At 40.9% G+C, this 24082-nt stretch carries 20 protein-coding genes and 4 pseudogenes; 20 read left to right on the top strand and 4 right to left on the bottom strand.

Annotated features, from left to right (window positions below; genetic code table 11):
* Nucleotides 1-204: 204 nt before the first annotated feature.
* The 9 genes and pseudogenes from hflX (NV379_RS22335) to NV379_RS22295 all read left to right on the top strand — a co-directional run.
* Nucleotides 205-1467: a GTPase HflX gene (hflX, locus tag NV379_RS22335; protein WP_258209552.1), complete on the top strand. Its 1263-nt coding sequence runs from the start codon at nucleotides 205-207 to the stop codon at nucleotides 1465-1467.
* Between the two features lie 36 nt (nucleotides 1468-1503).
* The gene (locus tag NV379_RS22330; protein WP_258209551.1) at nucleotides 1504-2472 is read left to right on the top strand and encodes a quinone oxidoreductase family protein; all 969 of its coding nucleotides are present in this window, start codon (nucleotides 1504-1506) and stop codon (nucleotides 2470-2472) included.
* 279 nt (nucleotides 2473-2751) lie between these two features.
* Nucleotides 2752-3471: a lipoprotein BA_5634 family protein gene (locus NV379_RS22325; protein ID WP_258209550.1), complete on the top strand. Its 720-nt coding sequence runs from the start codon at nucleotides 2752-2754 to the stop codon at nucleotides 3469-3471.
* 40 nt (nucleotides 3472-3511) lie between these two features.
* Nucleotides 3512-4204, top strand: coding sequence for an ABC transporter ATP-binding protein (locus NV379_RS22320; RefSeq protein WP_258209549.1), 693 nt, complete (start codon nucleotides 3512-3514; stop codon nucleotides 4202-4204).
* A gap of 17 nt (nucleotides 4205-4221) precedes the next feature.
* On the top strand, nucleotides 4222-6204 hold the full coding sequence (locus tag NV379_RS22315) for an ABC transporter permease (RefSeq protein WP_258209548.1): 1983 nt from the start codon (nucleotides 4222-4224) through the stop codon (nucleotides 6202-6204).
* An 88-nt stretch (nucleotides 6205-6292) separates the two neighbouring features.
* Entirely contained in the window at nucleotides 6293-6988 is a 696-nt protein-coding gene (locus NV379_RS22310) for a response regulator transcription factor (RefSeq protein WP_258209547.1), read from the top strand.
* 1 nt (nucleotide 6989) lies between these two features.
* Complete coding sequence (locus NV379_RS22305; protein ID WP_258209546.1) at nucleotides 6990-8228, top strand: HAMP domain-containing sensor histidine kinase; 1239 nt, start codon at nucleotides 6990-6992, stop codon at nucleotides 8226-8228.
* 176 nt (nucleotides 8229-8404) lie between these two features.
* The gene (locus tag NV379_RS22300) at nucleotides 8405-9451 is read left to right on the top strand and encodes a DUF418 domain-containing protein (RefSeq protein ID WP_258209545.1); all 1047 of its coding nucleotides are present in this window, start codon (nucleotides 8405-8407) and stop codon (nucleotides 9449-9451) included.
* 904 nt (nucleotides 9452-10355) lie between these two features.
* A pseudogene (locus tag NV379_RS22295) lies at nucleotides 10356-10557 on the top strand (spore photoproduct lyase family protein); the annotation flags it as partial.
* Nucleotides 10558-10893: 336 nt separating this feature from the next.
* Here the strand turns inward: NV379_RS22295 and NV379_RS22290 are convergent.
* Nucleotides 10894-12279 (bottom strand): MFS transporter, encoded by a 1386-nt coding sequence (locus NV379_RS22290; RefSeq protein WP_258209544.1) that lies wholly within the window; start codon nucleotides 12277-12279, stop codon nucleotides 10894-10896.
* 114 nt (nucleotides 12280-12393) lie between these two features.
* Between NV379_RS22290 and NV379_RS22285 the strand changes: the two genes are divergently transcribed.
* The 10 genes and pseudogenes from NV379_RS22285 to NV379_RS22240 all read left to right on the top strand — a co-directional run bounded on the left by NV379_RS22285 (nucleotide 12394) and on the right by NV379_RS22240 (nucleotide 20739).
* Nucleotides 12394-13281, top strand: a complete 888-nt coding sequence (locus NV379_RS22285) for a LysR family transcriptional regulator (protein WP_258209543.1) — start codon at nucleotides 12394-12396, stop codon at nucleotides 13279-13281.
* A gap of 1069 nt (nucleotides 13282-14350) precedes the next feature.
* A complete protein-coding gene (hflX, locus tag NV379_RS22280; protein WP_258209542.1) occupies nucleotides 14351-15613 on the top strand; it encodes a GTPase HflX in 1263 nt (420 codons plus the stop codon).
* A gap of 214 nt (nucleotides 15614-15827) precedes the next feature.
* Nucleotides 15828-15938: pseudogene (locus NV379_RS22275) on the top strand (tyrosine recombinase XerS); the annotation flags it as partial.
* Between the two features lie 497 nt (nucleotides 15939-16435).
* A complete protein-coding gene (locus tag NV379_RS22270; RefSeq protein ID WP_258209541.1) occupies nucleotides 16436-16546 on the top strand; it encodes a YjcZ family sporulation protein in 111 nt (36 codons plus the stop codon).
* A gap of 292 nt (nucleotides 16547-16838) precedes the next feature.
* On the top strand, nucleotides 16839-17087 hold the full coding sequence (locus tag NV379_RS22265) for a hypothetical protein (RefSeq protein WP_258209540.1): 249 nt from the start codon (nucleotides 16839-16841) through the stop codon (nucleotides 17085-17087).
* Nucleotides 17088-17410: 323 nt separating this feature from the next.
* A pseudogene (locus NV379_RS26230) lies at nucleotides 17411-17566 on the top strand (transposase domain-containing protein); the annotation flags it as partial.
* Between the two features lie 239 nt (nucleotides 17567-17805).
* Nucleotides 17806-18330 carry an RNA polymerase sigma factor gene (locus NV379_RS22255; protein WP_258209539.1) on the top strand — a complete coding sequence of 175 codons (525 nt, stop codon included), beginning with the start codon at nucleotides 17806-17808 and terminating at the stop codon, nucleotides 18328-18330.
* On the top strand, nucleotides 18327-18665 hold the full coding sequence (locus NV379_RS22250; protein ID WP_258209538.1) for a hypothetical protein: 339 nt from the start codon (nucleotides 18327-18329) through the stop codon (nucleotides 18663-18665). The genes NV379_RS22255 and NV379_RS22250 overlap by 4 nt, the downstream gene beginning before the upstream one ends.
* Nucleotides 18653-19390, top strand: coding sequence for a PLD nuclease N-terminal domain-containing protein (locus NV379_RS22245; protein ID WP_258209537.1), 738 nt, complete (start codon nucleotides 18653-18655; stop codon nucleotides 19388-19390). The genes NV379_RS22250 and NV379_RS22245 overlap by 13 nt, the downstream gene beginning before the upstream one ends.
* A 354-nt stretch (nucleotides 19391-19744) precedes the next feature.
* Nucleotides 19745-20739: pseudogene (locus NV379_RS22240) on the top strand (tyrosine-type recombinase/integrase).
* Between the two features lie 113 nt (nucleotides 20740-20852).
* Here the strand turns inward: NV379_RS22240 and NV379_RS22235 are convergent.
* From NV379_RS22235 to NV379_RS22225, 3 genes are all read right to left on the bottom strand, one after another.
* Nucleotides 20853-21104 (bottom strand): hypothetical protein, encoded by a 252-nt coding sequence (locus tag NV379_RS22235; protein ID WP_258209536.1) that lies wholly within the window; start codon nucleotides 21102-21104, stop codon nucleotides 20853-20855.
* 116 nt (nucleotides 21105-21220) lie between these two features.
* The gene (locus NV379_RS22230; protein WP_258209535.1) at nucleotides 21221-21382 is read right to left on the bottom strand and encodes a hypothetical protein; all 162 of its coding nucleotides are present in this window, start codon (nucleotides 21380-21382) and stop codon (nucleotides 21221-21223) included.
* Between the two features lie 100 nt (nucleotides 21383-21482).
* Nucleotides 21483-21806 carry a 2Fe-2S iron-sulfur cluster-binding protein gene (locus tag NV379_RS22225; RefSeq protein ID WP_258209534.1) on the bottom strand — a complete coding sequence of 108 codons (324 nt, stop codon included), beginning with the start codon at nucleotides 21804-21806 and terminating at the stop codon, nucleotides 21483-21485.
* A gap of 463 nt (nucleotides 21807-22269) precedes the next feature.
* On the opposite strand from NV379_RS22225, the gene NV379_RS22220 reads away from it, so the two are divergent.
* Nucleotides 22270-23742, top strand: coding sequence for a serine hydrolase domain-containing protein (locus tag NV379_RS22220; RefSeq protein WP_258209533.1), 1473 nt, complete (start codon nucleotides 22270-22272; stop codon nucleotides 23740-23742).
* The last annotated feature ends 340 nt before the right edge of the window (nucleotides 23743-24082 follow it).

Below are 24082 nucleotides of genomic sequence, written 5' to 3'. Positions count from 1 at the left end.
ACAGGGAATCAGTGGTAGTAAGACAAAACAATATTCCTTACCCGAGGAGCAAATGCACTGGTCATGAACCAGGGGTGTGCTTTTTTTTGCGCATTCCAGGAGATATGACGGGTTTCTTTTGTTGAACCTCACCCGTAAGCGATGAACACAGCCGATGAGTCTGTGTTTTTTATTTTATTTGTGAACTAATGGAGGAATTAATAGATGAAACAACTTATACAACGTGCTATATTGGTCGGCGTCAATCAGAATCACCAGGCGGATTTTGACTATTCGATGGAAGAGCTCGGCAACTTGGCTGAAGCTTGTGCGGTCGAGGTCGCAGGCATGGTGACGCAGAATCTACAGAAAGTTACTTCTTCGCATTATATCGGTACTGGTAAAATTCAAGAGGTCATCGCGGCGCTTGAGGCGCACGAGGCTAATATCGTCATCTTCAATGATGAGCTGTCGCCGTCACAAATTCGGAACCTGGAAGCAGATCTCCAATGTAAGGTCATAGACCGTACGATTCTGATCTTAGATATCTTTGCACAGCGGGCGAAGACAAAGGAAGCGCAACTTCAAGTTGAAGTGGCACAACTCCAATACATGCTGCCACGCCTGATTGGTCTACGTGAATCACTTGGCCGTCAGGGCGGTGGTGTTGGTACGAAGAATAAAGGTGTGGGAGAAACGAAACTTGAGCTCGATCGCCGCCGGATTGAAGAGAAGATTAATATCCTTAATAAAGAGCTTGAAGCACTTGTGGCGCATCGTCAGACGCAGCGTAAGCAACGGAAGAAGAATGCGGTGCCAGTCGTCTCACTCGTCGGATATACGAATGCCGGGAAATCCACCATTATGAATGCACTCGTCGAGAAGTTCAATCCAACGGCTGCGAAACAAGTGTTCGAGAAGGATATGCTATTCGCGACACTGGAGACATCGATTCGGAGCATTCCGCTGCCAGACAACAAGTCGTTTCTGCTGACAGATACGGTTGGATTCGTAAGTAAGCTGCCCCATCATCTGGTGAATGCGTTCCGCTCGACACTCGAAGAGGTCGCTGAGGCCGATCTGCTCATTCATGTTGTCGATAACTCGAACCCGAACCATGAGCAGCATATTGACATTACGAACAATACACTCAAAGATATCGGCGTCCAAGGAATTACGACGATCTATGCATATAACAAATCAGACCGGATCGAACTTGCGATCCCGAGTGTGCAGGGAGATTGCATCTATTTAGCAGCTAAACCACGGATTGGGATCGATGAGCTGGTCGGTGTGATTCGGAAGCATATTTTCACAGACTATGTGGAATGCGAAATGATGATCCCCTATGACAAAGGTAATCTCGTATCTTACTTCAATGAACATGCGAATATTCGCGATACTAGTTATGAGAACGATGGAACGAAGCTTGTGCTGGAGTGCCGTGCGACAGATTACGAGCGTTACCAGGAATACATCATTCGATAAGATTAAATAGGTCAGTAAAACAGGAGGTAAATCATCATGAGGGCATTAATATTCGAAGTGTTCGGTGGTCCTGAGGTACTACGTTATGCAGAGATCGCTGAACCGCGCTTGGAGCTAGGAACGGTCATCGTACGCATGCAAGCGATTGGTCTTAATTTCGCAGATATCTATCGCAGACGCGGGAATTATCATCTTACTGGGCAGCCACCATATATTCTCGGTTACGAAGGGGCGGGCATTGTCGAACGAGTCGCAACGGATGTAACAGCGCTACAACCGGGGGATCGCGTCGCGTTCGCGGATGTGCCTTATGCAAATGCTGAGCTTGTGCAAGTTCCGGTTGAGCGAGCGATTCCGCTGCCATCGGATATTACCGCTGAGCAAGCGGCCTCTGTACTGCTGCAAGGAATGACAGCGCACTATCTTGTGAATGACAGCTATGCCGTTCAGCATGGCGATGAGATGCTCGTTCATGCCGCGGCTGGTGGTGTGGGGCAATTGCTTGTGCAGCTCGGTGTTAGCAAGGGTGCTCGCGTCCTTGGCCTCACATCTTCACCTGCCAAGCGTGAGGTTGCACGATCTGCAGGTGCGGATGAAGTATTGCTGTATGATAGCGACTGGGTGCAAAGTGCGATACACTGGTCCCAAGGCGTCGCAGGCGTTCGCGTCGCTTATGACTCAGTCGGATCGACGCTGATGGATAGCTTCGCTGCGGTTCAAACCAAAGGTCACGTCGTCTTCTACGGCATGGCTGGGGGGGACCCGGCACTTATAGATCCACGGATGCTGATGGATACGTCGAAGACGATCACTGGTGGTGATCTGTGGAACCATGTGACGTCACGTGCCGATCGCATGCATAGAGCAGAAGCGCTCTTCGCAGCGATTCGCAGCGGTGCGCTCCGTCTTGAAGAGCCAAAGACATTCGCACTCGCGGATGGGATCGAGGCCCATCGACTACTCGAGAGCCGCAAGAGTACGGGTAAGATTCTGCTTATCCCATAATAAGTTGAAAATAGATATAGCAAATCAACAATGCCGTTCGGGGAAATTTGCCTGGGCGGTTTGTTGTGGTTGTGGAGTTTTCCATCGATAGAAAGCGAAGTATAAGGTTGTAAGAACAAGGAAGTTAGATATCAGCCCCGATACTTTCTTTTTAGGAACATCCTTTCTTACTAAAATGTAAGCCAAAAGCTCAAAAGGTTAGACAAGAGTCATTAACTTGCAAAGAAAAGTTGTATATAATCCAAACATCAAATGATTTTTATTAAAGGAGCAGCTATGATGAGAAAAATTATAGGTTTGGTGTTGGTCATCGCTATTTTTGCAGGAATAGGATTTGGGGTAAAACGATTTGTAGAAGGTCCATCACAGCCGGCCAATGGAATTGTTGTGATCGGCAATGAAAAAGATGTGAATGCAGTTAAGCAGTTGTATAAAGATGATACCAAACAAACAATTGACTACAAAATGAAATTGGTTACAACAACACTAACAACGAAACTGTCAGAGGAAGCTCAGAAAGAATTAGGTAAAGAAGTAGAGACCCGTGATATCAGGTATTCCGTTATTACTCGTTCTACAGCTGAGAAATTCGTCAAGAAGGGGATTATAAGGGCCCGAAAAGACGCTGGCAGTTCGTTTATTCTTACAGACCCTGTTACCCGTATAAAAGAATTATCTAATGGTCATAATCTGTTCTACTCTTTTAGTGATTACCAGATGAAGGATGGTCAAATTGATTTGAATGGACTGAAGGTACCCGTAGAGTATGTGAAACATCAGGCATGGATTGGGTATAGACCAGCTATGGACCTTGTTATTGTTGACGACGAAACTTACAACACAATAAAGGAAGCAGAATCAAATATCGCATTGATTCATTTCCAAAAGGATAGCTTCGATTATAAAAATAAAGAAAAGGTAAACAAGCTTTTAGATAAAATCAGAAGCGTCTATCCAGATAGCGAATACAAAGTTAACTTTGTAGATGTACAAGATTAAGTGCAAGAGGTCGAATTTTACTTGATAAGTGGGTGATAGTATGGAAGTTGTACGAATGGAAAATGTAGTAAAAAGTTATGGTGAGGGCAATAACAAGGTAGATGCGTTAAAAGGAATTAACCTTTCGATTCAGAAAGGAGAGTTTGTCTCCATTGTAGGTGTTTCCGGCTCCGGGAAAAGCACACTGCTACATATATTAGGAGGATTGGATCGACCAACATCAGGACAAGTTTTCATCGGGGAAAATAGTATTTATGATTATTCGGATGATGAGCTTTCGATATTCAGAAGAAGAAAAGTCGGTTTTATTTTTCAGTTCTTTAATTTGATTCCCGTATTGAGTGTTCAGGAAAATATTGCATTGCCCACGTTATTAGATGATGAACAGATCGATATGACGTATCTCGATGAGATTATTGGAACCCTTGGACTTCATGAACGGAAGACACATTTGCCTTCCGAATTATCTGGCGGCCAACAGCAACGGGTCTCCATTGGCAGGGCACTTATTAATCGCCCACATTTGATACTTGCCGATGAGCCTACAGGTAACCTAGATACGAAAAATACGAAAGAAGTCATGGATTTATTAAGATTAACAGCCAAAAAATACAACCAGACTATTGTATTGATTACTCATGATCTGGCTATTGCATCGGCATCAGACCGGATCATCACGATAGAAGATGGTAGCATTATTTCGGATCAACGGCTAGCTGCGACTAAGTCATAGACTGGAGGAGATTAAAGTTGATCAGCAGTTACAAACAACTAAGCAGTCGGTATTTAAAAGGCAATATCAAGCGAACCATCTTAACCTTGGTCGGAATTGTACTCTCTGTAGCGTTAATTTCCACGATCGGCTTGTTTATGAACGGATCGCAACGCACCCAAATAGAAAACATCATAAAGCATAATGGAGTTTCGTTTCATGTCGGGATTTCCAATTACAATGAAGCGATACTGAATAAAATTAGATACAATCCCCAAATCAAATCGTATGGATTGATGTCTCAGGGCAAAACCATTCCACTTAAAGATGTTTCGGTACAAATGAATTTCGCTGATCACCAAGCTATGGAGTTTTTAACCTACAGTCTATCTGATAGCAAATTACCTGTTAATGAGCGTGAGGCAGTTATTGATTCATGGACGCTTCCTTATATAAATAAGGATCTGAAGGTCGGCGACTTTTTTGAATTGGACGGAAAAACATATCAACTGACTGGTTTACTGGATAATGCTACATTCACATTGAAAAGTAAAGTAGGACGATTATTAACTTATAAACAGGAGTTTACTATTGGAGAAGGCCGGATATTATTCCAAATTAACCAGAAAGCAAATTTTAGTGAGGTTATAGATGAAGTAAAATCACTTACTGATCATGATAATATTGTTATCAATGAAGAATTGATCAGTGTGTTGAAGCCACAGACGAATTCATCGATTATGGCCATACTCATCATCGTCGTCAGTATTGTTGTCGTCGCGACTGCACTAGTCATATACAACGCGTTCCAAATTAGTGTCGTAGAGCGTATGAAGCAGTTCGGGTTGCTCAGAAGCATCGGCGCTACACGCAAGCAAATTCGACAAATCGTGATGAGAGAAGCTGCTGTGCTTGCTGTTATCGCCATCCCGATTGGAATTGTATGCAGTATATTAGCTCTGGCAGCTCTTCAGTTCATTTTTTTCATATTATTAGAAGATGGTGCAAGTGTCTCGTTCTTTCACATTGATTGGCAGATAATATTAATCAGTTCGCTTATTACTCTAATGGCTGTATTAGCATCCAGTTATTATCCGGCTTTTTCGGCAGGCAGAATATCTCCTTTGCTAGCAATTAGCAGCAGGTTATCCATCAAAAAAGATGCGATCAAAAAACAAAAGAACTCCGTGCTGAAAAAGCCTTTATCTTTTCCATTGAGTTTGGCTTTGAAAAATGTAAAAAGAAACAAAAATCGATATACCATTACCATCCTATCGATCATTATAAGCAGTGTATTGTTTATAACTTTCTCATCCATAATGAATATCGCATTTGCATCCAAATATGTGAACAATGAGTCCGCGAAATCGGATCTAACCATTTATCTACAACAAAATCAACATGTTTCTTCCATAGATAATCAAGCGATTATGGAGCAATTGAAGACACTTGGAAATGTATCCGAGGTATCCGAACTGGAGAATAGTTTTCGAATCAAATTGAAAGATGTGAATCAATCTAGCACGACAGTTGCAGACATCAAGCAAACCGTTGGAACAAAGCACTCCATAACAATCGATAACCACTTAGACAAGAATAAAAAAGAGAAGGAATCAGAGCTTGTTTTCAAAGTACTTGTATATAGTTTTATCGCGGTTGTTTCTTTGATAGGTAGTGTTAATATCATCAATACCATTACGATCAGCATTATAATTAGACGAAAAGAACTTGCTGCATTAAAATCCATAGGCATGTCACAAAGAGATTTGAAAAAAATGATTATCTATGAAGCGATGATTTACGGTTTTTCTGGGAGTTTACAAGGGATCTTTTTCGGCTGTATACTTTCTTATACCATATATTTGGCTGCTTCTAATATCATCAAGGTTGAATGGACGATCCCTTATGCGGCTTGTATCATCACATTTGTTGCCGCGTTATTCATCAGTTATTTATCTGTTCTGATCCCACTACGCAAAATCCATAAGGATAATATCATTGATGTGATCAGGGAAGCATAATACCGTAGGCCTGGCTATGTATATAGTCAGGTCATTCTGATTTGTTGACCAATAACAGAAATTGAAAGAAGAGAAGGAGGGCCACACGTTGAGTAACATATTACTTGTTGAAGATGATGGATCTCTAGGTCTAGCCATCGAATTTTCATTGAAAAATGAGGGGTTTGAGGTAGTTAAAGCCTCTAGTGTTAAAGAAGCCAAGCACCAGTTTGATCATCATACTTTTGATTTAATTATTCTAGATATCGGCCTACCAGATGGAAATGGCTATGATTTATGTCTATATTTCAAAGCACATAGCCATACATCCGTGATTTTCTTAACCGCTCTTGATGAAGAAGCTAATGTGGTCATGGGACTTGATATCGGGGGGGATGATTATATTACGAAGCCCTTTCGAGTGAAAGAACTCATGTCCAGGGTGAAAGTGCAATTGAGAAAGCAAGCTCGTCTGGAAACTTCTTCGGGAATCTTAACATCTGAGCATATAAAAATCGATATGAACCTAGTCAAAGTATATAAAAATCAGGAAAGCATTCCATTAACGAATTTAGAATATAAGCTTCTTCTAATGTTCATGATGAACGCCAACAAAGCATTGAGAAGAGATGAACTCCTGCTACATATTACGGAAGGAGATGAAGTTTTCTTTGATGAAAATACGTTATCTGTATACATTAGGCGTCTACGAGACAAAGTTGAGGATGATCCCAAAAACCCGCAGTTTATCGTCACAGAAAGAGGGTTAGGTTATCGTTGGAGCAAGGATGTGAGTAGAGAGTAAGATGATTAAAAATACAGAGTTAAAACGTTACATAGCGATCTTAACCGTTCTGTTAGCGCTATTTACAGTGTATCAATTGGTTACACAACAACTGTTCTACAATCAATTGAAAAGCGATTCCATTACAACTTGGGGGGAAATCACCGCGAGATTGGTTGAACAAAACCCTGAGAATGAAGCGGGAATTATGAAGGTCTTAACAAGCCAATCTACTGATTCAATGCAGTATCAGGAAAAGGGTAGAAACATCTTAAAGCAGTATGGATTAACTGAAAATCTGGAGTTAAAACTGTTTCCCCTTTTAAATAATCATATCTCTAGTCATAATCAATTCATTTATTGGGGATTGGCTTTTTTCGGATGTATGCTGCTTCTGGTTAGCTACATGCAACACAAGATGATCTTCAATAAGATTAAACAGCTTACTTTGGCTGCCAAAAAAATAATAGATGGGGATTACTCGGTTGTCATCAATGAAAATAAAGAAGGGGATTTAGCCAAATTGGCGATTGCTTTTCGTTCCATGAAAGATATTATTCGAAAGAGTATGCATGACTTGCGTGAAGAGAAGAAATTTTTGGTACAAATGCTGCAGGATATATCCCATCAATTAAAAACGCCGCTTTCAACGATTTCGATTTACAATGAAATGATGTTGAATGAAGGCTTGCCGCGCGAGCAACAAGTTCGACTGTTGCAAAATAACGATGTGCAAATCTCTAGAATGCATCTTTTGATTCAAAACTTATTGAAGGTAGCGAAAATCGATGCAAGAGCCATTTCATTTGAGAAAGAACCAGCCAATTTGGTGGAGACGATTGAGGATGCTTTAGATCGCTTGGACAACATGATTACGGATCATCATATATCGATTGACTGGAATGCCCCGAAGGAAGTGGTCGTTGCTCACGATAAACTATGGATGCAAGAAGCTATATTGAACTTGCTTAAGAATGCAATTGAACACTCCACACAAGGTGAGAAGATTAAGATTACAATCGAAGATACACCCATTTATACGGAACTGATGATTCAAGACTTTGGAGAAGGAATTGATGCTGAGGAATTGCCTCATATATTTGAGCGATTTTACAAAGCAAGAGGCTCTAAGAAGCATGATTCGGTAGGAATTGGCTTGGCGCTAGCTAAATCTATTATTGAAGCACATCAAGCTTTGATTAAAGTTGAAAGTAAGAGGTATACCTACACCAAATTTACGGTTACCTTTATAAAATTTTAAGTGCAGAAGAAAAAGAACAGCAGTTCTGGAATGATATTTCCAGTACTGCTTTTTATTATGTTTTCCCTACTATTTAGTAAGATTAGATATCAAACCGTAAGTGGGGAGTCATTCATTAATCCAAAGATAATGTATATCTTTAAGGTAATAAAAAGAAGAACAGAGGGGCTGACAAGATGAATACATTAAATATTTCGTATAAAAGAATTGATACCATGGATTACTTACGAGGATTTTGCTTACTTGGGATCCTTCTTGTGAATAGTTTTCAGGTTATGGGTTATTTGAATAACTATAGTGGATTGCAACATGAACTATATAATATTTTCAACAGGAAATTTTATCCTATCCTATATTTCTTATTTGGACTTGGATGCTATTTTTTTATGAATCGATCATCCAAACAAGAAGTAAACAAAAGATACCTTCCATACTTGCGTAGATTAGTTTTTTTGTTTGTACTAGGACTTATCCATACATATTATGCACCACCAGGGATTCACGATGTGCTAATGTTTTATGCTGTACTCGGCCTGTTTATAGCTATGTTTTTTAAAGTGAATAAATGGATTAACTTAATTGTAACGATTTTGCTCATCATTTTATCTATAATCACAGCTCTTTTCCAACCCTATTATGGTGACAAAATATTATGGCTAGAAATTGTTACAGATATATGTAGATGGGTTTCTCTGATGATGTTAGGTTATACGATGGGTCAATTTAAATTTTTTGATAATATCTATGGTAAATTAAAGTATATTTCATATTTTTTAATGGCAGTTATTTGTACTTACGTCATTCTATTTTATGTAAGAGCCTTAATTGAAATTTCCAATTCAGGCGTTGAAATTCTAACAGATTACCTAGTTTCCTCGATGATAGTTAGTATTATTATTCTTACTTTGCATTGGGATAAAGCGAAAATAATACTAAGCCCAATTAAATTATATGGACAAATGTCTTTAACGAATTATCTAGCACAGAGTGCGTTACTAATCGTCTTTAGCTCTATCATAAGTGTTGGGCCTATTCATTCATTAGTGATATGCATCATAATCCATGCTGTTTTAATTATTTTTAGCATAGTATGGTTGAGGTTTTATAATATGGGGCCGGTTGAAATGATATTACGATACTTCACTTACTGGAGTATGGTGCCAATTAAGAAGAAGTTAAACAATACGAGAGCGGAAGTCAGTGAAGGGTTTTCTAGTAACTGACTAGATGGCTTGAATTATTATCAGCCTGAGCCCTCTGATAAAATGGCGATCGCTCTAAGGTTCCGAACCGGTGGAGGCGGCGGGGAGAGTAGCGGATGAGAAAATCCAATAGTCGCTTTTGACTCCGACATCGAAGTGGAAACAATAGAATTACATTAGCTTCCAATGTAAAATGAAGTGAGAATATCAGTTATTTTCCAATCGGATCTGGTGTTTGACTGCAAAATGAGAGGGGGGATGTAACCAGATGATTAATAATGAGAATTTTCTTATGAACACCAGGAGCGGGATCCCCGTACACAGGATACCTGGATGGACAAATACAATACTGCATCCATATTAATTTCGGCGACACCACGGATGTATTGAAATTATCGGTCCTTTAAATGGGTTAAGGCAATAAGTCCATAACACAATTTTTAAATATAGGAGAGGAATGAAAATCGGTACACATTGTTGACATCCGACATTTACTTCAAAATTGTCGAGAGTCAACAATATAGCCCGATGTACCGATTGTCGATAAGAGCCAAGAATATGATCCAATTGTCGTTTTATTGTTTGTTGTAGTCATAAAAAGCAGTTGCTTTTACTTGAATATCGGGCAGAATAATGAGGTAACTGATGCTAAAGTATTTACGAGTGGAATAGAAGTTAAAAAGGTTAATTTGTTTACGTTAGGCAAGGCTCCAATGTGTTGTCTAAAGGGGATGCATGAAGACTTGCTAGATAAATAAAAGCATGCGGATCAACTTTGTGATTCGCATGCTTTTATTTATCTAGCCTTCAAGTTTTTTCTTCTTTTGTACTACTCGAGGTTTCAAAACAGAAAGCGAAGATAACGATGGCGCTCACAGAGCCAATCCAAGTGCGTGAGGATACTGCATTTTTCCAACTTAATCCTGATGCCAAGCATAAAGGAAAAACAAGGTTTCGATTCAGTGTAAATGCCGATTATTAAATTAAAAATTTCGAGCCCGGGACATCGCCGTTGAACAAAAGAATGAATTCGCTGGAAAAGTAGTAAGGGTCGGGTATCCACTTGGATTTATCGTAGCGCCGTTCTCTTGCATGAAGGTTGGGAGCAAGGTTATTATATCTTCTTCTATCCTCATCCAATTCCAGCTTAGTCATTGGATAATTTTTTTCAATAATTATAAAAAGCTACTGTTTGAAGAAAATAAAGTATTAGACTGGATGCATTGATCTCACGCGACTTTTTGAATATCAAACCGTCAGACTTAGTAAAGTAAGTATTAGACTGACCCCAGTAATAAAACAACGGCAGCTATGGACAACGAAATCTTGATGTGTCAAGCTGTCGAACTACTTTCATAAAGCCTTCTACTATAGGGGAAACATCTTTCTTACGCCAAACAAATGACATTTGATGCACGATGATTCGTACCACGCAATGGCTTGTAGATTTGAACTTGGTGAACTTACGACTCCTGTAATTGCCCTGACTCCCGGCGCCGCCGACTCATGAATACCAATGACAATGCAATTACCGTGAGGATAATCCCAAGCACTTGAAATCCCTCGAAGCTGAACTTACCTCCCATTACGATACCTATCAACAATGAAGAGAGAATGGTTCCCAGGTATCTTGATGTATTAAATAATCCAGATGCTACACCGATTATTACTTTTGGAGAACTTTGGAACAAGGCTGCTTGCATACCTACATTGTTCAACCCGTTGCTAATACCGAATGCAGCCAAAGCCAAACACACGCTGATAACCGGTGAAGTTTGATTCAATGTCACGAGCCACACCGACCCAAAAGTCATCAGAATTGCAGACACCAGCAATGCTGGTCTGGGTCCTGATTTATCGATCCATCGCCCTGCTATTGGAGAAGTAACTAGCGAGCACAATCCTAAGCTTAGCATGAGAATCCCTGTTTGGAACTCGCTGACATGACGTACCATTTGCAAGTAGGACGGAAGTCCGAAAAAGAGCGAGTAATAAAGTACGTTAACGAGCATGAATTCCACATTAACCCAAGTCATCGCAGGATATTTGGCGAATATGCGTAAAGGAATAAATGGTGACGTCGCTTTTAACTCATGTCGTACGAATGCCCCCAGCAGAGCGAGGCCTATCAACCCGATAATGACATTTCCTAATGAGATATGCCCAGATGATTTTGCAGAGAGTAATCCAACGAGCAGTGCAACCAGACCCACTGTGAAGAGCAGGATCCCTGACGCATCAATCAAATCATACCATTTACGAAAGGACATGCCCCGTGCAACGGATGTTGGCGGTTCGTCCTTAGGAATAGTCCTCCAAGCTAATAGAAAGCAAGCCACCACAAACGGAATATTGACGAAAAAGATAGCAGGCCAATCCCACCAATGAATCAAAACCCCGCCAATAAAGGGGCCAATTGCTGCCGCTCCCGATAGAAAAATGGACAAAACAGACAGTGCAGTCACTTGTTTCTCCGTAATATGAATTCGAACAATGGCCATTCCAACCCCAACCATCATGCTTGTTCCGATGGATTGCACAATGCGGAACACGATGAGCCACCCGAAGTTTGGTGATAATGGAGCTAATAATGATGCAATGAAGACTACAACAAGCCCGGTAAGAAATATCTTCCTACGACCGAATAAATCGCTAGCCTTTCCCATGACAGGTTGAGCGACGCTACTTGCAATGTAGAAAGAAAAAATAATCCAGGAAACACCTGTAAAGTCAAGTTTGAACACATTTTGCAGACTTGGAATAGCAACAGAAACCATCGATGAATTTAATGGGTTCAATAGTATCCCCAGTCCAACTGAAATCATTAACCACCAACTACGGGCATTCATTTTTGAGTTCCCCCCAAAGTGTTTTAATGATATCGTACTTGAATTAAGTTATTTACTCCAACGCATTTCATGTTATGATTTCATTGACTAGAGGGAATGAATGGAGGGTAGCAAATGGAACTTCTTCAATTGCAATATTTTATCGCAGTAGCTCGATTGGAACATGTGACCGAAGCTGCACGAAGTCTGCACGTTACCCAATCGTCGCTAAGCAAAACGATTGGGCGTCTGGAGGAGGATCTAGGGTTTCCTCTATTCGATCGAACAGGGAGGAAGCTGCGATTGAATGAATACGGGAGCAGATTCCTTCGTCGTGCGGAAAGGGCTTTGTTTGAATTGGAACAGGGGAAGCAGGAAATGAAGGATCTATCTAACCTGGAACATAGCACACTTGAATTGGCGGTGACCACCGCAAGCACGTTGCCTAATATCCTTCGAGAGTTTCGGAAAAAGATGCCAAATATCCAATATCATGTGCAAATGCTGACCACGCAGGAAATGGTTGCGCTTCTTCATCGAGGAGAGGTCGATTTCTGCTTGTCCTCACCTCCTATAGAAGGGGATGACATCGATTGTCAAATCGTGTGCATAGAACCGATCCTTGTCGCTGTTCCGAAGGGGCATCACCTAGCAAACCGAAAAAGTATACCCTTGATAGAACTAAGAAATGAATCATTTGTCGGTGTAAAGAGAGGCTACGGTACGCGAGATTTAGTGGACTCTGTATGTAAATCAGTTGGATTTGTACCCCAATATGTGTATGAGGGAAATGAGCCTGCCAGGCTAAGTGCTCTTGTTGAAGCCGGAATTGGCATAGCCTTCATACCAAGCACGGCAATGAATTCACAGGAACATATCCTTTATCTCCAAGTAGAGGATCACGAATTGGTAAGGGAAATCGCTTTATTATGGCACAAGAGTCGGTACATTTCGCGCGCTGCTATGGAATTCCGAGAGGTAGTTGTAGAATATTTTGGAGCGATATCCAAACAGACAATTTAATCATACTGTACAACTAATACTGATTCTATTGACGGACCCAAACAGGCGTAACCAGTACATGGATCGGTATAAGATCCAATTCTTCAGCAGATACTGAAGGATTTTTCGGCGTTTTCTAAGAAAAGAGTATACCCAAAATAATCCTAGTTTCTCCTTTGTTTTTAAGCGTATTTATTAAGTTTACATAACCACAGTCGGAACTGAACACGTCACGTCAGATAGCTAGATGTACATTGCCATGGTCTGTTAATAGTACTGTCGCCTGTGGTGGCATCTCTGCGGTTTGTGAAGACAATACTTCAGCAAGAACTGATTTTGCAGTATCGATCATCGATTCAAAGGTTATCATATTTTTAATTCCTTTCTAACACTCGTTGATTATTTATTGAATGCAATAAAAGAAAGTCAAGAAACATTAGCTAATCGCATTGAGGGTAAAATACTAAGAGAAAGTGAATTTTAATTATTTAGATAGTTTTTAGCGAATGACTTTGGTGATAAGTACAAAGCTAACAAAGGATTTATAAATATCATACATTAAAATAGAGAGGAATTACCCAACTTACTTTTGCAAGACTAAAACGGGTGAGTGTCAACAATGCATACAGAACATGATATATGTGAACTTTTCGTGGACAAGCTTATTAGAAAATAATTTGTGTCTGACTTCGGCTTATGCTACAATCGGTGATAACGCGCAGAACCGAACTTAAATCGCTCGGTCATCTGCCAAATCATGAACGGAGGGTTTCCTGTGAATAATTTTTACGCAGTCAGATTACGTTTCAATGCTTTGTGTCGCTAACTGAATAGTGCTCAAAGACTCTGCTTGTGTGCAGAGCGAACGGGATTGGTCTGCCTTGTCACAGGGAATCAAGTGGTAGTAAGACAAAACAATATTCCTTACCCGAGGAGCAAATGCACTGGTCATGAACCAGGGGTGTGCTTTTTTTGCGCATTCCAGGAGATATGACTGGTTTCTTTTGTTGAACCTCTCCCGTAAGCGATGAACACAGCCGATGAGTCTGTGTTTTTTATTTTATTTGTGAACTAATGGAGGAATTAATAGATGAAACAACTTATACAACGTGCTATATTGGTCGGCGTCAATCAGAATCACCAGGCGGATTTTGACTATTCGATGGAAGAGCTCGGCAACTTGGCTGAAGCTTGTGCGGTCGAGGTCGCAGGCATCGTGACGCAGAATCTACAGAAAGTTACTTCTTCGCATTATATCGGTACTGGTAAAATTCAAGAGGTTATCGCGGCGCTTGAGGCATACGAGGCGAATATCGTCATCTTCAATGATGAGCTGTCGCCGTCACAAATTCGGAACCTGGAAGCAGATCTGCAATGTAAGGTCATAGACCGTACGATTCTGATTTTGGATATCTTTGCACAGCGGGCGAAGACGAAGGAAGCGCAACTTCAAGTTGAAGTGGCACAACTCCAATACATGCTGCCACGCCTGATTGGTCTACGTGAATCACTTGGCCGTCAGGGCGGTGGTGTTGGTACGAAGAATAAAGGTGTCGGAGAAACGAAACTTGAGCTCGATCGCCGCCGGATTGAAGAGAAGATTAATATCCTTAATAAAGAGCTTGAAGCACTTGTGGCGCATCGTCAGACGCAGCGTCAGCAACGGAAGAAGAATGCGGTGCCTGTCGTCTCACTCGTCGGATATACGAATGCCGGGAAATCCACCATTATGAATGCACTCGTCGAGAAGTTCAATCCAACGGCTGCGAAGCAAGTGTTCGAGAAGGATATGCTATTCGCGACGCTGGAGACATCGATTCGGAGCATTCCGCTGCCAGACAACAAGTCGTTCCTGCTGACAGATACGGTTGGATTCGTAAGTAAGCTGCCCCATCATCTGGTGAAGGCGTTCCGCTCGACACTCGAAGAGGTCGCTGAGGCTGATCTGCTCATTCATGTTGTCGATAACTCGAACCCGAACCATGAGCAGCATATCGACATTACGAACAATACACTCAAAGATATCGGCGTCCAAGGTATAACGACGATCTATGCCTATAACAAATCAGACCGGATTGAACTTGCGATCCCGAGTGTTCAGGAAGACTGTATCTATTTGGCAGCTAGACCACGGATTGGCATCGATGAGCTGGTCGGTGTGATACGGAAGCATATTTTCAAAGACTATGTGGAATGCGAAATGATAATCCCTTATGACAAAGGTAATCTCGTATCTTACTTCAATGAACATGCGAATATTCGCGATACCAGCTATGAGAACGAAGGAACGAAGCTTGTGCTGGAGTGCCGTGCGACAGATTACGAGCGTTACTATGAATACATCATTCGATAAGATCGATCAGGACAGCGTAGCCAATATCCGATCATGGTACAATTTAGAGTAGTTCGGGGTAAAAGTCGAGAAGTTTTTAGTTGAAGGCATGAAAACACGATCCTAGATATTAAACTCTAAGGGTCGTGTTTTTGATTAAAGAGTAGGAGCAACTAAACGGTCAACACAAAAATATGGAATTGTAATAGTTATACATATCAAGAAGATTAATAAATATCATACATTAAATCGAGAGTGAGTCACTGCTATTATATCGTTAATTCTTGGTTCAGGGCTAAGACTTTCTGAAAAAACAGGTATTAACTTAGAAGATCTTGACATAAATAACGATATCAATTAGAAAAAATAATGTCTCAAGATTAAAGAATGAATTAGGGCATTCATCGATCCAAACGACAGTGATATATACGCATTTGTCCAGCGACAAAAATGATCCAACATAACATCTATTCAAGAAGCCTGTCAAATCAGGGTTTTTAATTTTTATGTAGGTAATTTGTTGTCATCAAAAAAAAGCACAATACTTCCTACATTGTCATCAAATGACTCAATGTAACCCACAATATCGCGGAAACGCCTTATAATAACGAATAGAAAAAAGGGGCTAGGTACTATTCTATAATAAGGCAAAGTCTAAAGGGTGGAGCAACTAAGCTTAGGGGTACATCAAGATAATCTCGCGGCAATTAAACAAGTTGGACAAGCACCTAACCGGTGCTTTTTTCCGCCTAAACAAAATAAACAAATAACCAAGTACTTTCGTCTAATCATAATATTTATTGGGACATATAATATCTCGAAAGATGGAAGGAGGGGTCTTATATGGGTGAAGTTGGAGGATTGGGAGGATTTGGATTTGGGAATTCCACAAGTTCAATACTAGTTCTTTTTATTCTTTTGGTAATTATTAGTTGCTCAATATGTAGATGGTAATACTACTTCTTTTTATTCTTTTGGTAATTATTGGTTGCACAATTTGGTTGAAAAGATAAACCATAATAGTAAGTACTATAAGGGGTCTGAACCCTTAGCGTGAGACAAATCAAAACACCTTTAAGTGAAATCCATTATGTCGTGAGATATAGGGACAATCTTGGAGGTGTTTTTGTCATGGCAACAAGAGTAAGTTATCCAAAAAAATAAAGATGAAAGCTATTGGAATGAGATTGGCTGTTGTTCCCGTTAAAGAAGTTATGGAGCAAATCCATATACGAAAGAAACTTGGATGAGATGGTGTAAAAATGGTGAGTGGCATAGGTTGGAGCAGCCTGTTGGCAAACAATATTGCTATGGCAAAGGTACTGAGGTCACTTCGGAGATAGAGATGCTTACACTAGAAAATCGTTATCTTAAACAGCAGCTGGACGTGCTAAAAAAGTACAAGGAGTTAGAAAAGTGGGTGGAATCAGAACTTGTAGTAGCTTGTTTAGAGTCTTTTCGAGGTGAATTAAATATCTCACGGGCTTGTGAATGACTAGGGGTCCCACGTTCGTGAACCCGGTAAAATTGTGTCATTAATGTAGGAACATTTGTGGCGCTAGACAGCATTTATTAACATTAACTTAACTGTCGAAAGTCAACAATATGGTCCGATTAATATCAGCGTAAATCGCGGTTTATTTATTTTATCAGTACAAATTTTTGTCAAAATTCTGTGACAACAATACGTACCGATTATCGATAAGAGCCAAGAATATGATCCGATTGTCGTTATAGGGAGGTACACTGTCGTTTAATCACTGAAGTAGATATGCGTAATAGCTCTCTGGGTCAAACTCGGCTTGACGGTCCCGAGGAACAGCCAAGGAGAATGGGCTACATTCATTTTAATACCTGACGTACCTGTTCGAACAGCTTCCACAGCTTCCGGATCCGAAAGATTCCGATGCGTTGGACAAGTTACTTCTCTGGTCATCCTCGATTCCGCTGACTTGTCGCGTGTTCAAGTCCTAATTCATAGCTTATCTAGCCCTCATCTTAATGACAAGGTGGAGGCTAATTGACGCTTACCTATAAATTTGATATTGTCCCCTTTGAGTAGACAAGTGTTAAGAAAACGCACAACAGTTTACTTGTAGGGGATTTTTCATGGGGGAAATTCGGAGAGGGTAACACTAATTTGGAGGTTTCTTTCTTTTTTTTCGAACCGTTCCTTTAGTTATGCAGATATATAAGTGAAGGGGGGGAGGAATATGGCAGTTGATCCGCAGGAGGTAGAGCGATTGGTATATGCGTATGGTAGTCGTGTTTACACTCTCTGCCGAAAGTTGACATGGAGCCAAGCGGACGCAGACGATTTGTATCAGCAGACCTTTCTCCGTGTACTCAATTTGTCTCTACAAATTGATCAAGCGAATAATCCGGCCGGATTCTTAATGGCAGTGGCAGCGAGGATCTGGCATGATGAACGTAAAAAATATGTCCGAAGACAAAGAATTGCTCCCATCCAAGATGATGGTTCTGGTGAGTTAAACAATATATCCAGTTCAATATTTACGGATCACGAATTCGAAGAAAAGCAGCGCAATACGGAAGTGAGAAAGGCTGTTCAGGATTTGCCGGAAAAACTGCGTATACCCATTTTATTGTACTACATGAGTGATTTGCCAGTACATGAGATTGCAAAAGCTCTTCTAATTCCAGAAGGTACGGTAAAAAGCCGATTACATCAAGCGCGCCAGAAACTAAAAAAAGAATTGGAGAGGGATCCAGTATGACGGATAAACTTTTTTTGGAAGATGAGGTGGACGATCTTATACGGAGTTCGTTATTAACGGAAGAAACACCTCATCCGGCTATACAGGCTGCGCTTATTCATAAGATACGCAGCCAAGAATCAAGTATTAACATACCATGGTGGTTGCTTGCTGTGATTAGTGGTATGCAAACATTGGCTTTTGTTGCAATTATTTGTTTTCTTCTGCCCGGCTCATTGATTTCGTATTTGGCCATCATTTTTGGAGGTGGTTTGATCCTTTGCGCTAGCGTGCTGTCAGGATTCGTTCGAAAGGCATGGACGAGAAAGGATGTTGATTATTCATGTGGAACATAATTGGATTGGCTGGAGTAGCTTTGCTGCTCGTTGTAATGGCAATGGTCGGTTTAGGAATCTGGACGTATCGGGATGCAAAATCACGCGGGCTTGAAGCAGGGATGTGGACTTTAATTGTGGTGCTGGTCCCCAGCTTTATTGGACTGTTGCTGTATTTTCTTATTGGACGCCAGCAGCAACAAACATTATGTCCTTCATGTGGATCTAAGACACAGCAAGGAAAACCCTATTGCTCAAGTTGTGGTGCTGCCATGGCACAAGGTGGGGGATCATTGACTACATCAAAAAACAATAGCAGAAAGCCATTGATTTTTGCGTGTACATGTGTCGTATTGACATTCATTTTAATGATTTTCACTTTAGTTGCTAGTGTTTACGTACAGCCAGGAATGTTTTCATCAAAAAATATTTCTATTGTTCAGACTGAAACGAGGATTCCAGGTGTTTGGAAGTTGTCCTTCTGGTACTTTAATGGGGAGAAAAGTCGGGCTATAGTCATGAAAAATGGAACTCCAAGCGCTCTGAACGTCAGTGCCAAAGTTGAAAAGGGTACATTGGAAATGGGCATTAGCGTGGATGGCAAAGAAGAAAAACGCATTTCGCTCAATAATATAGATTCAAACTATGTTTGGGATTTGAGTAATTATTCAGAAAACAGCAGAGTTATACTACATCTATATGGGGATGCAGCTAAAGGAAAAGTGAACATGAATTGGAATGATTAGTTAGAGTTAAAGTATCAGATGTGGAAAAAGTGTCAGCAGCCCTTTATTTTCTCCCCAATAAAGGGCTTTTTGGACGAATTGGGATTATTCAGGGCTAATTGTCTATTTCACAATGATCCGCATTAAGCTGTCAACCTCTTGCATCCAATACCCGGGAGCGTTCGTAATTCTTGGTTTATCCGATTTGCTTTTCATTCACGACCCAGAGCCGTCGGGCTGCGTCCATAAAATTTATTTCTGGCATCTTCAGGTACTGTTATATCCGCAAACCTACTTATATCCATACCAAGGTATCACGCTACATTACTTTGGCCACGGCAGGATACTTTATAAAAATATGTAGTAGTTTAGGTCCTGACAAGCTGCTATTGCACGTCTACAGCACCTAACGTTCAACGCAGAAAACTTGCGTCATCCACCTTAATCAATTATTGCCACGACTACATAATCTTCTTTGATTGGATAGTAGCAGAAGGTATCCATATAGGGAACCGAGTGGATGTCCCGCTAAACATACTAGAAAAAATAAAAAAGCAGCAAATCGAGAACTTTTTATTACATCTTGAAGTTAGATTGAACAATTCCAAATTCACATTTAAACGAAAATTATCAGCACTAAAGTCCTTGTTCAATTATTTGCAGAACAAAGCTGAACCGTCAGAGTTACTACCATATATTCAACGTAATGTACTGGCTAAAATTGAATTGAATTAGATTAAAGAAGACCAGGAAGTTATCGCGCATCGAATCAGAAGCAAGATTCTGCGCGGAGAAGATGAGTTTGAACAATTAAGGATGTTTATTGCTTCTGATTACGGCATAGTGAATTAATATGGTGCTGCATTCGTGCTATACGAAAAGGTAATAAAGAACAATATGTCTACTTTAGCGAACAAGCGAAGCGCGATCTTACAGATTATTTAAAAATCGTGAAAGCCGGTATAAGATCGATAAATCTGAAAAGTCTTTATTCATTGCAGCTCAAGTTGGTCCAAAGGGGAAATAGAGAAGGTACACTCCAAGATCTCTAGAGAAAATGGTAAAGAAATACGTAAATGCATTTGGTAAACCATCTTTATCCGTATACACTCAGACATTCATTTGCAACCAGGTACCATCAAGAGAATAACGATGTTCCAAAATTGAGAGATCAATTGGGACATTCGTCGATCCAAACTACAATGATTTATACTCATATATTTAATGATGAATTGAAGAAAGCAGTAAATAAAATAGATTGCAATTCTTTAATCACTGATAATAAAAGAAGTAGTTATGCAACCGGTTTAGATTCAGCGTACAATAAGGTGTCGAGTGTCAACAATATGGTCCGATTGATATCCGCGTAAATGGCGGTTTTTTATTTTATCGGTATATATTGTTTGCAAAATTAAATCTCAACAATATATACCGATTGCCGAAAAGAGCCAAGAATGTGTACCGATTACCGTTATTCTGGATTTCAATAACGAAGTTTGACTAGGCGTTTTCCTTTGCCACTGGCAACGCTAGCAATACCGGTTGTTACATACGTTTTACCTTTGTCATCACGTTCGACACTGGCGAGGCCAATCAGAGCACCGAACAGGATAGATGCTGCAAGAAGCCAGCCGTTGTTGCCGCCGGTCGGCACATCCTTCAGGTAAGTGGCATCCGAAGTCCTGAAAAGCTTAAAGAGATATATGATGATTACACTCTTTCGTAATGATGCCATTAGACTTAGCAACTACGTATTGACCATGTCTATGCAGGGACTTAACCATCGTTATTACGCTAACGGGACACGCTAGTTAAATAGATTAAAACCTTTCATAAGAAGCAGAACAAGATTTAACAGGCGCGATGACAGACGTTATACCGTTCCGGCGAAGTCAAGCGATATGTATCGATTGCTGTCTTTATCCGATATGGGAAGCGTATCGCCGGATTTTGAGCTACTAGCCGGGCGACCGCTGCGTTCGCTGCACGACGAGGTCCGCGACATGTTCGCATAAAGCTAGGCTGGTTCGGTTAACAGGCCAAGGCCATCCAATAAAAAACCACGCTGAGCACCTCAGCGTGGTTACGAGCCCGGAAACCGGTTCGCGATCGGTTAGTCTTGTGGCCGATTGCCTGGCTCCAGGCCGGATGACGATACCGTCATCACCGGTTTTACAGTAAGATCGTTATGTACTCGAATTTGGCACGATAAGCGGATGTTCGATTCCAGAATGCCTTTTGCCTGTAGAAGAGAGGCTTCCGCTTCTCCAACCGGACCGGCGTCTCCATCCACCACTTCGACCCGGCACGTCGTGCATTTGGTGTTGCCGCCGCAGCGGTGCAATATGTCTACCCCGTTATCCTCCAGGGCAAGCACAAGTTTAGTACCTTCTGCAACTTCATAGGAGTCTCTTCCTTCAATTTGAATCGTCGGCATCTTGGACTTCTCCCCATTCCTAATTTGGTAGCTGCGCAATCAATGGCTTGTCATGCGCAATATCACTAATCATACTATCCAAAACCGCTCTCTGTAAACAATCGAACGCGTCACTAGTTAACCTTTGGCATGAAAGAGGAGATCAAGCTTTGCTACTTCATCACGGTTGCGTACAATAGCGGCATCGGATTAAATCGAGGTAATTCAATAGCAACAAGAAGGCAGCCGATTATCGATAGGTTGCTTTTTTCATTATACTAACGGGCAGATTTCTTTTATCAGGAAGGGGTAAATTTGATTATAAATATTTTCTCCCTAAATGTACTTCTATATCTGTGATATTGTGAAACTATGCTTAAAATTGGCCGTGCGCTGCTTCGCTCGTACGCACATAACAAGGCATGGGAATTGCCAAGCTGCAACTGCAGTTGCAGATTATACACGAGAGCAAAGGGGAGAGTAAATGAGAACCAGTAATGCCTCACGCACAGTAGCAAAATTAAACGATTACATGGACGCGCTAGCGAACCGGGGGTATTTCAACGGGGTAGTCTTGGTAGCTGAAGGGAATAAGATATTGCTGCGAAAGGGATATGGTATGGCGAATTTTGAGCACGACGTACCCAACAGCCCACAAACCAAGTTTCGTATCGGCTCTCTTACAAAAGGGTTTACCGCTATGGCTGTGTTGCAGTTGCAAGAGCAGGGAAAGCTTCGTATTGATGATCCTATCAAAATTTACATACCAGATTATCCGAATGGCGACATCATTACGATCCACCATTTATTGACGAACACTTCAGGAATACCTGATTACCCAAGCTTCCCAAATTATTGGAAAGAAACGATGAGGCTGTATGCTACTATAGAACAAACCATTGGTTCGTTTAAGGATAAACAACTGCAGTTTCTCCCAGGAGAAGGATTCAGTTACACCAGTTCGCCTTATATTTTGCTTGGTTTCATTATTGAGAAGACATCGGGGATATCTTACGAACGATATATATCTGAACACATCTGCAAACCATTAAATTTAGTGAATACAGGGTGTGAAGACGGAAGAACACTCCTGAAACAATTTGCGTCAGGGTACTCCATATGCAAAGGAATCATTCCAACCGAGTATGTCGACATGTGCCTACATGTGGGAGCAGGTGTGATGTACTCAACGATCGATGATCTTTACCTGTGGGATCGGGCGTTATATAGGGATGATTTGATTGGAAATCATGTGCGTGATCAATTATTCGGAAGCATGACCTCAGCTGTCGGGAGTTATGGCTGGGTTGTAACGGAGCAATCCATTAATAATAAGCCAAGAAAGCGTGTCTGGCATAACGGAACGATGAATGGGTTTTATGTGGAGTTCAATCGTTATATCGATGAGGAAATCGCTATTATCGTGCTGAGCAATATCAACCTCACGCCCATAGACATAATAAGCCAATGTTTAGCCAAGATCGTGATGGGAGAAGAAGTCGCCAAGCCCGGAGCTATACAGCCGTTAGATATAGCCCCAAATAAACTTGAAAAGTATGCGGGAATATACAGTACTGCGGAAGGAAATATAGATCCATTGCAAGCAGATCGTTTGACCGAGGCTTTAGATCAACTGACTATTATCGATACGCCACGGTTTGCAGTCGGGTTGTTTTACGACACATTCTACCATTTCGGAATTGACCCCAGCTCCACAGTAGTCGTGACCTTTGAGGATAACAGACTCAATCTGTTCATGCAAAAAAATAAAGGGGCATGGTTTAAATACGAGCTAATTCCGGTTTCTCAACAAACGAATACACTAAAATGCGTTACCGCGCACATTGAGGAACAACTTGAATTTCACACGGACCCCGATGGACATTTGCGATTCATACATTTCGATCCAGCAGGAAATCGAATCGATGCTGTAAAATTAACTGCTGAGATTAATTAATGGGCGGACGCTTTAGTTACTAAGCTAACGGAGAACACTTTAGCTCAAAAATCATCAGGAGAAGGTAGCCGACAGCAATGGATCGGCTACCTTCTCAGTTAACGGACAGGATTGCGGAATAAAGGATTAAATGAAATAATATCTGAGTACAGGAGGTGGAGGAGTGAAAAGACCTTTAGGAGTGACTTTAATTAGTTATTTTTACATTTTTGGTGCAGCTTTAATGATTGTCACAGCAATATTCTTTAATGCAGAAGCAAATGAATTTGGCATAGCCGAGAGGTTTGGTTTACCCCACTTTTCAGAACAATTTTTTAGGATATTATTGGCTATCGGTTCC

The sequence above is a fragment of the Paenibacillus radicibacter genome (genome assembly GCF_024721995.1).
Classification (GTDB): Bacteria; Bacillota; Bacilli; order Paenibacillales; family NBRC-103111; genus Paenibacillus_AM; species Paenibacillus_AM radicibacter.
This window is presented reverse-complemented; position numbering and strand designations above follow the sequence as displayed.

Excerpts from the sequence above, each read along its gene's own strand:
- NV379_RS22290 (WP_258209544.1), bottom strand. The coding sequence starts at position 12,279 with ATGAATGCCCGTAGTTGGTGGTTAATGATTTCAGTTGGACTGGGGATA.
- NV379_RS22220 (WP_258209533.1), top strand. The coding sequence starts at position 22,270 with ATGAGAACCAGTAATGCCTCACGCACAGTAGCAAAATTAAACGATTAC.
- NV379_RS22300 (WP_258209545.1), top strand. The coding sequence starts at position 8,405 with ATGAATACATTAAATATTTCGTATAAAAGAATTGATACCATGGATTAC.
- NV379_RS22285 (WP_258209543.1), top strand. The coding sequence starts at position 12,394 with ATGGAACTTCTTCAATTGCAATATTTTATCGCAGTAGCTCGATTGGAA.
- NV379_RS22250 (WP_258209538.1), top strand. The coding sequence starts at position 18,327 with ATGACGGATAAACTTTTTTTGGAAGATGAGGTGGACGATCTTATACGG.
- NV379_RS22265 (WP_258209540.1), top strand. The coding sequence starts at position 16,839 with ATGAGATGGTGTAAAAATGGTGAGTGGCATAGGTTGGAGCAGCCTGTT.
- NV379_RS22270 (WP_258209541.1), top strand. The coding sequence starts at position 16,436 with ATGGGTGAAGTTGGAGGATTGGGAGGATTTGGATTTGGGAATTCCACA.
- NV379_RS22235 (WP_258209536.1), bottom strand. The coding sequence starts at position 21,104 with ATGGCATCATTACGAAAGAGTGTAATCATCATATATCTCTTTAAGCTT.
- hflX (WP_258209542.1), top strand. The coding sequence starts at position 14,351 with ATGAAACAACTTATACAACGTGCTATATTGGTCGGCGTCAATCAGAAT.
- NV379_RS22230 (WP_258209535.1), bottom strand. The coding sequence starts at position 21,382 with ATGCGAACATGTCGCGGACCTCGTCGTGCAGCGAACGCAGCGGTCGCC.
- NV379_RS22330 (WP_258209551.1), top strand. The coding sequence starts at position 1,504 with ATGAGGGCATTAATATTCGAAGTGTTCGGTGGTCCTGAGGTACTACGT.
- hflX (WP_258209552.1), top strand. The coding sequence starts at position 205 with ATGAAACAACTTATACAACGTGCTATATTGGTCGGCGTCAATCAGAAT.
- NV379_RS22320 (WP_258209549.1), top strand. The coding sequence starts at position 3,512 with ATGGAAGTTGTACGAATGGAAAATGTAGTAAAAAGTTATGGTGAGGGC.
- NV379_RS22225 (WP_258209534.1), bottom strand. The coding sequence starts at position 21,806 with ATGCCGACGATTCAAATTGAAGGAAGAGACTCCTATGAAGTTGCAGAA.
- NV379_RS22325 (WP_258209550.1), top strand. The coding sequence starts at position 2,752 with ATGAGAAAAATTATAGGTTTGGTGTTGGTCATCGCTATTTTTGCAGGA.
- NV379_RS22245 (WP_258209537.1), top strand. The coding sequence starts at position 18,653 with ATGTGGAACATAATTGGATTGGCTGGAGTAGCTTTGCTGCTCGTTGTA.
- NV379_RS22305 (WP_258209546.1), top strand. The coding sequence starts at position 6,990 with ATGATTAAAAATACAGAGTTAAAACGTTACATAGCGATCTTAACCGTT.
- NV379_RS22255 (WP_258209539.1), top strand. The coding sequence starts at position 17,806 with ATGGCAGTTGATCCGCAGGAGGTAGAGCGATTGGTATATGCGTATGGT.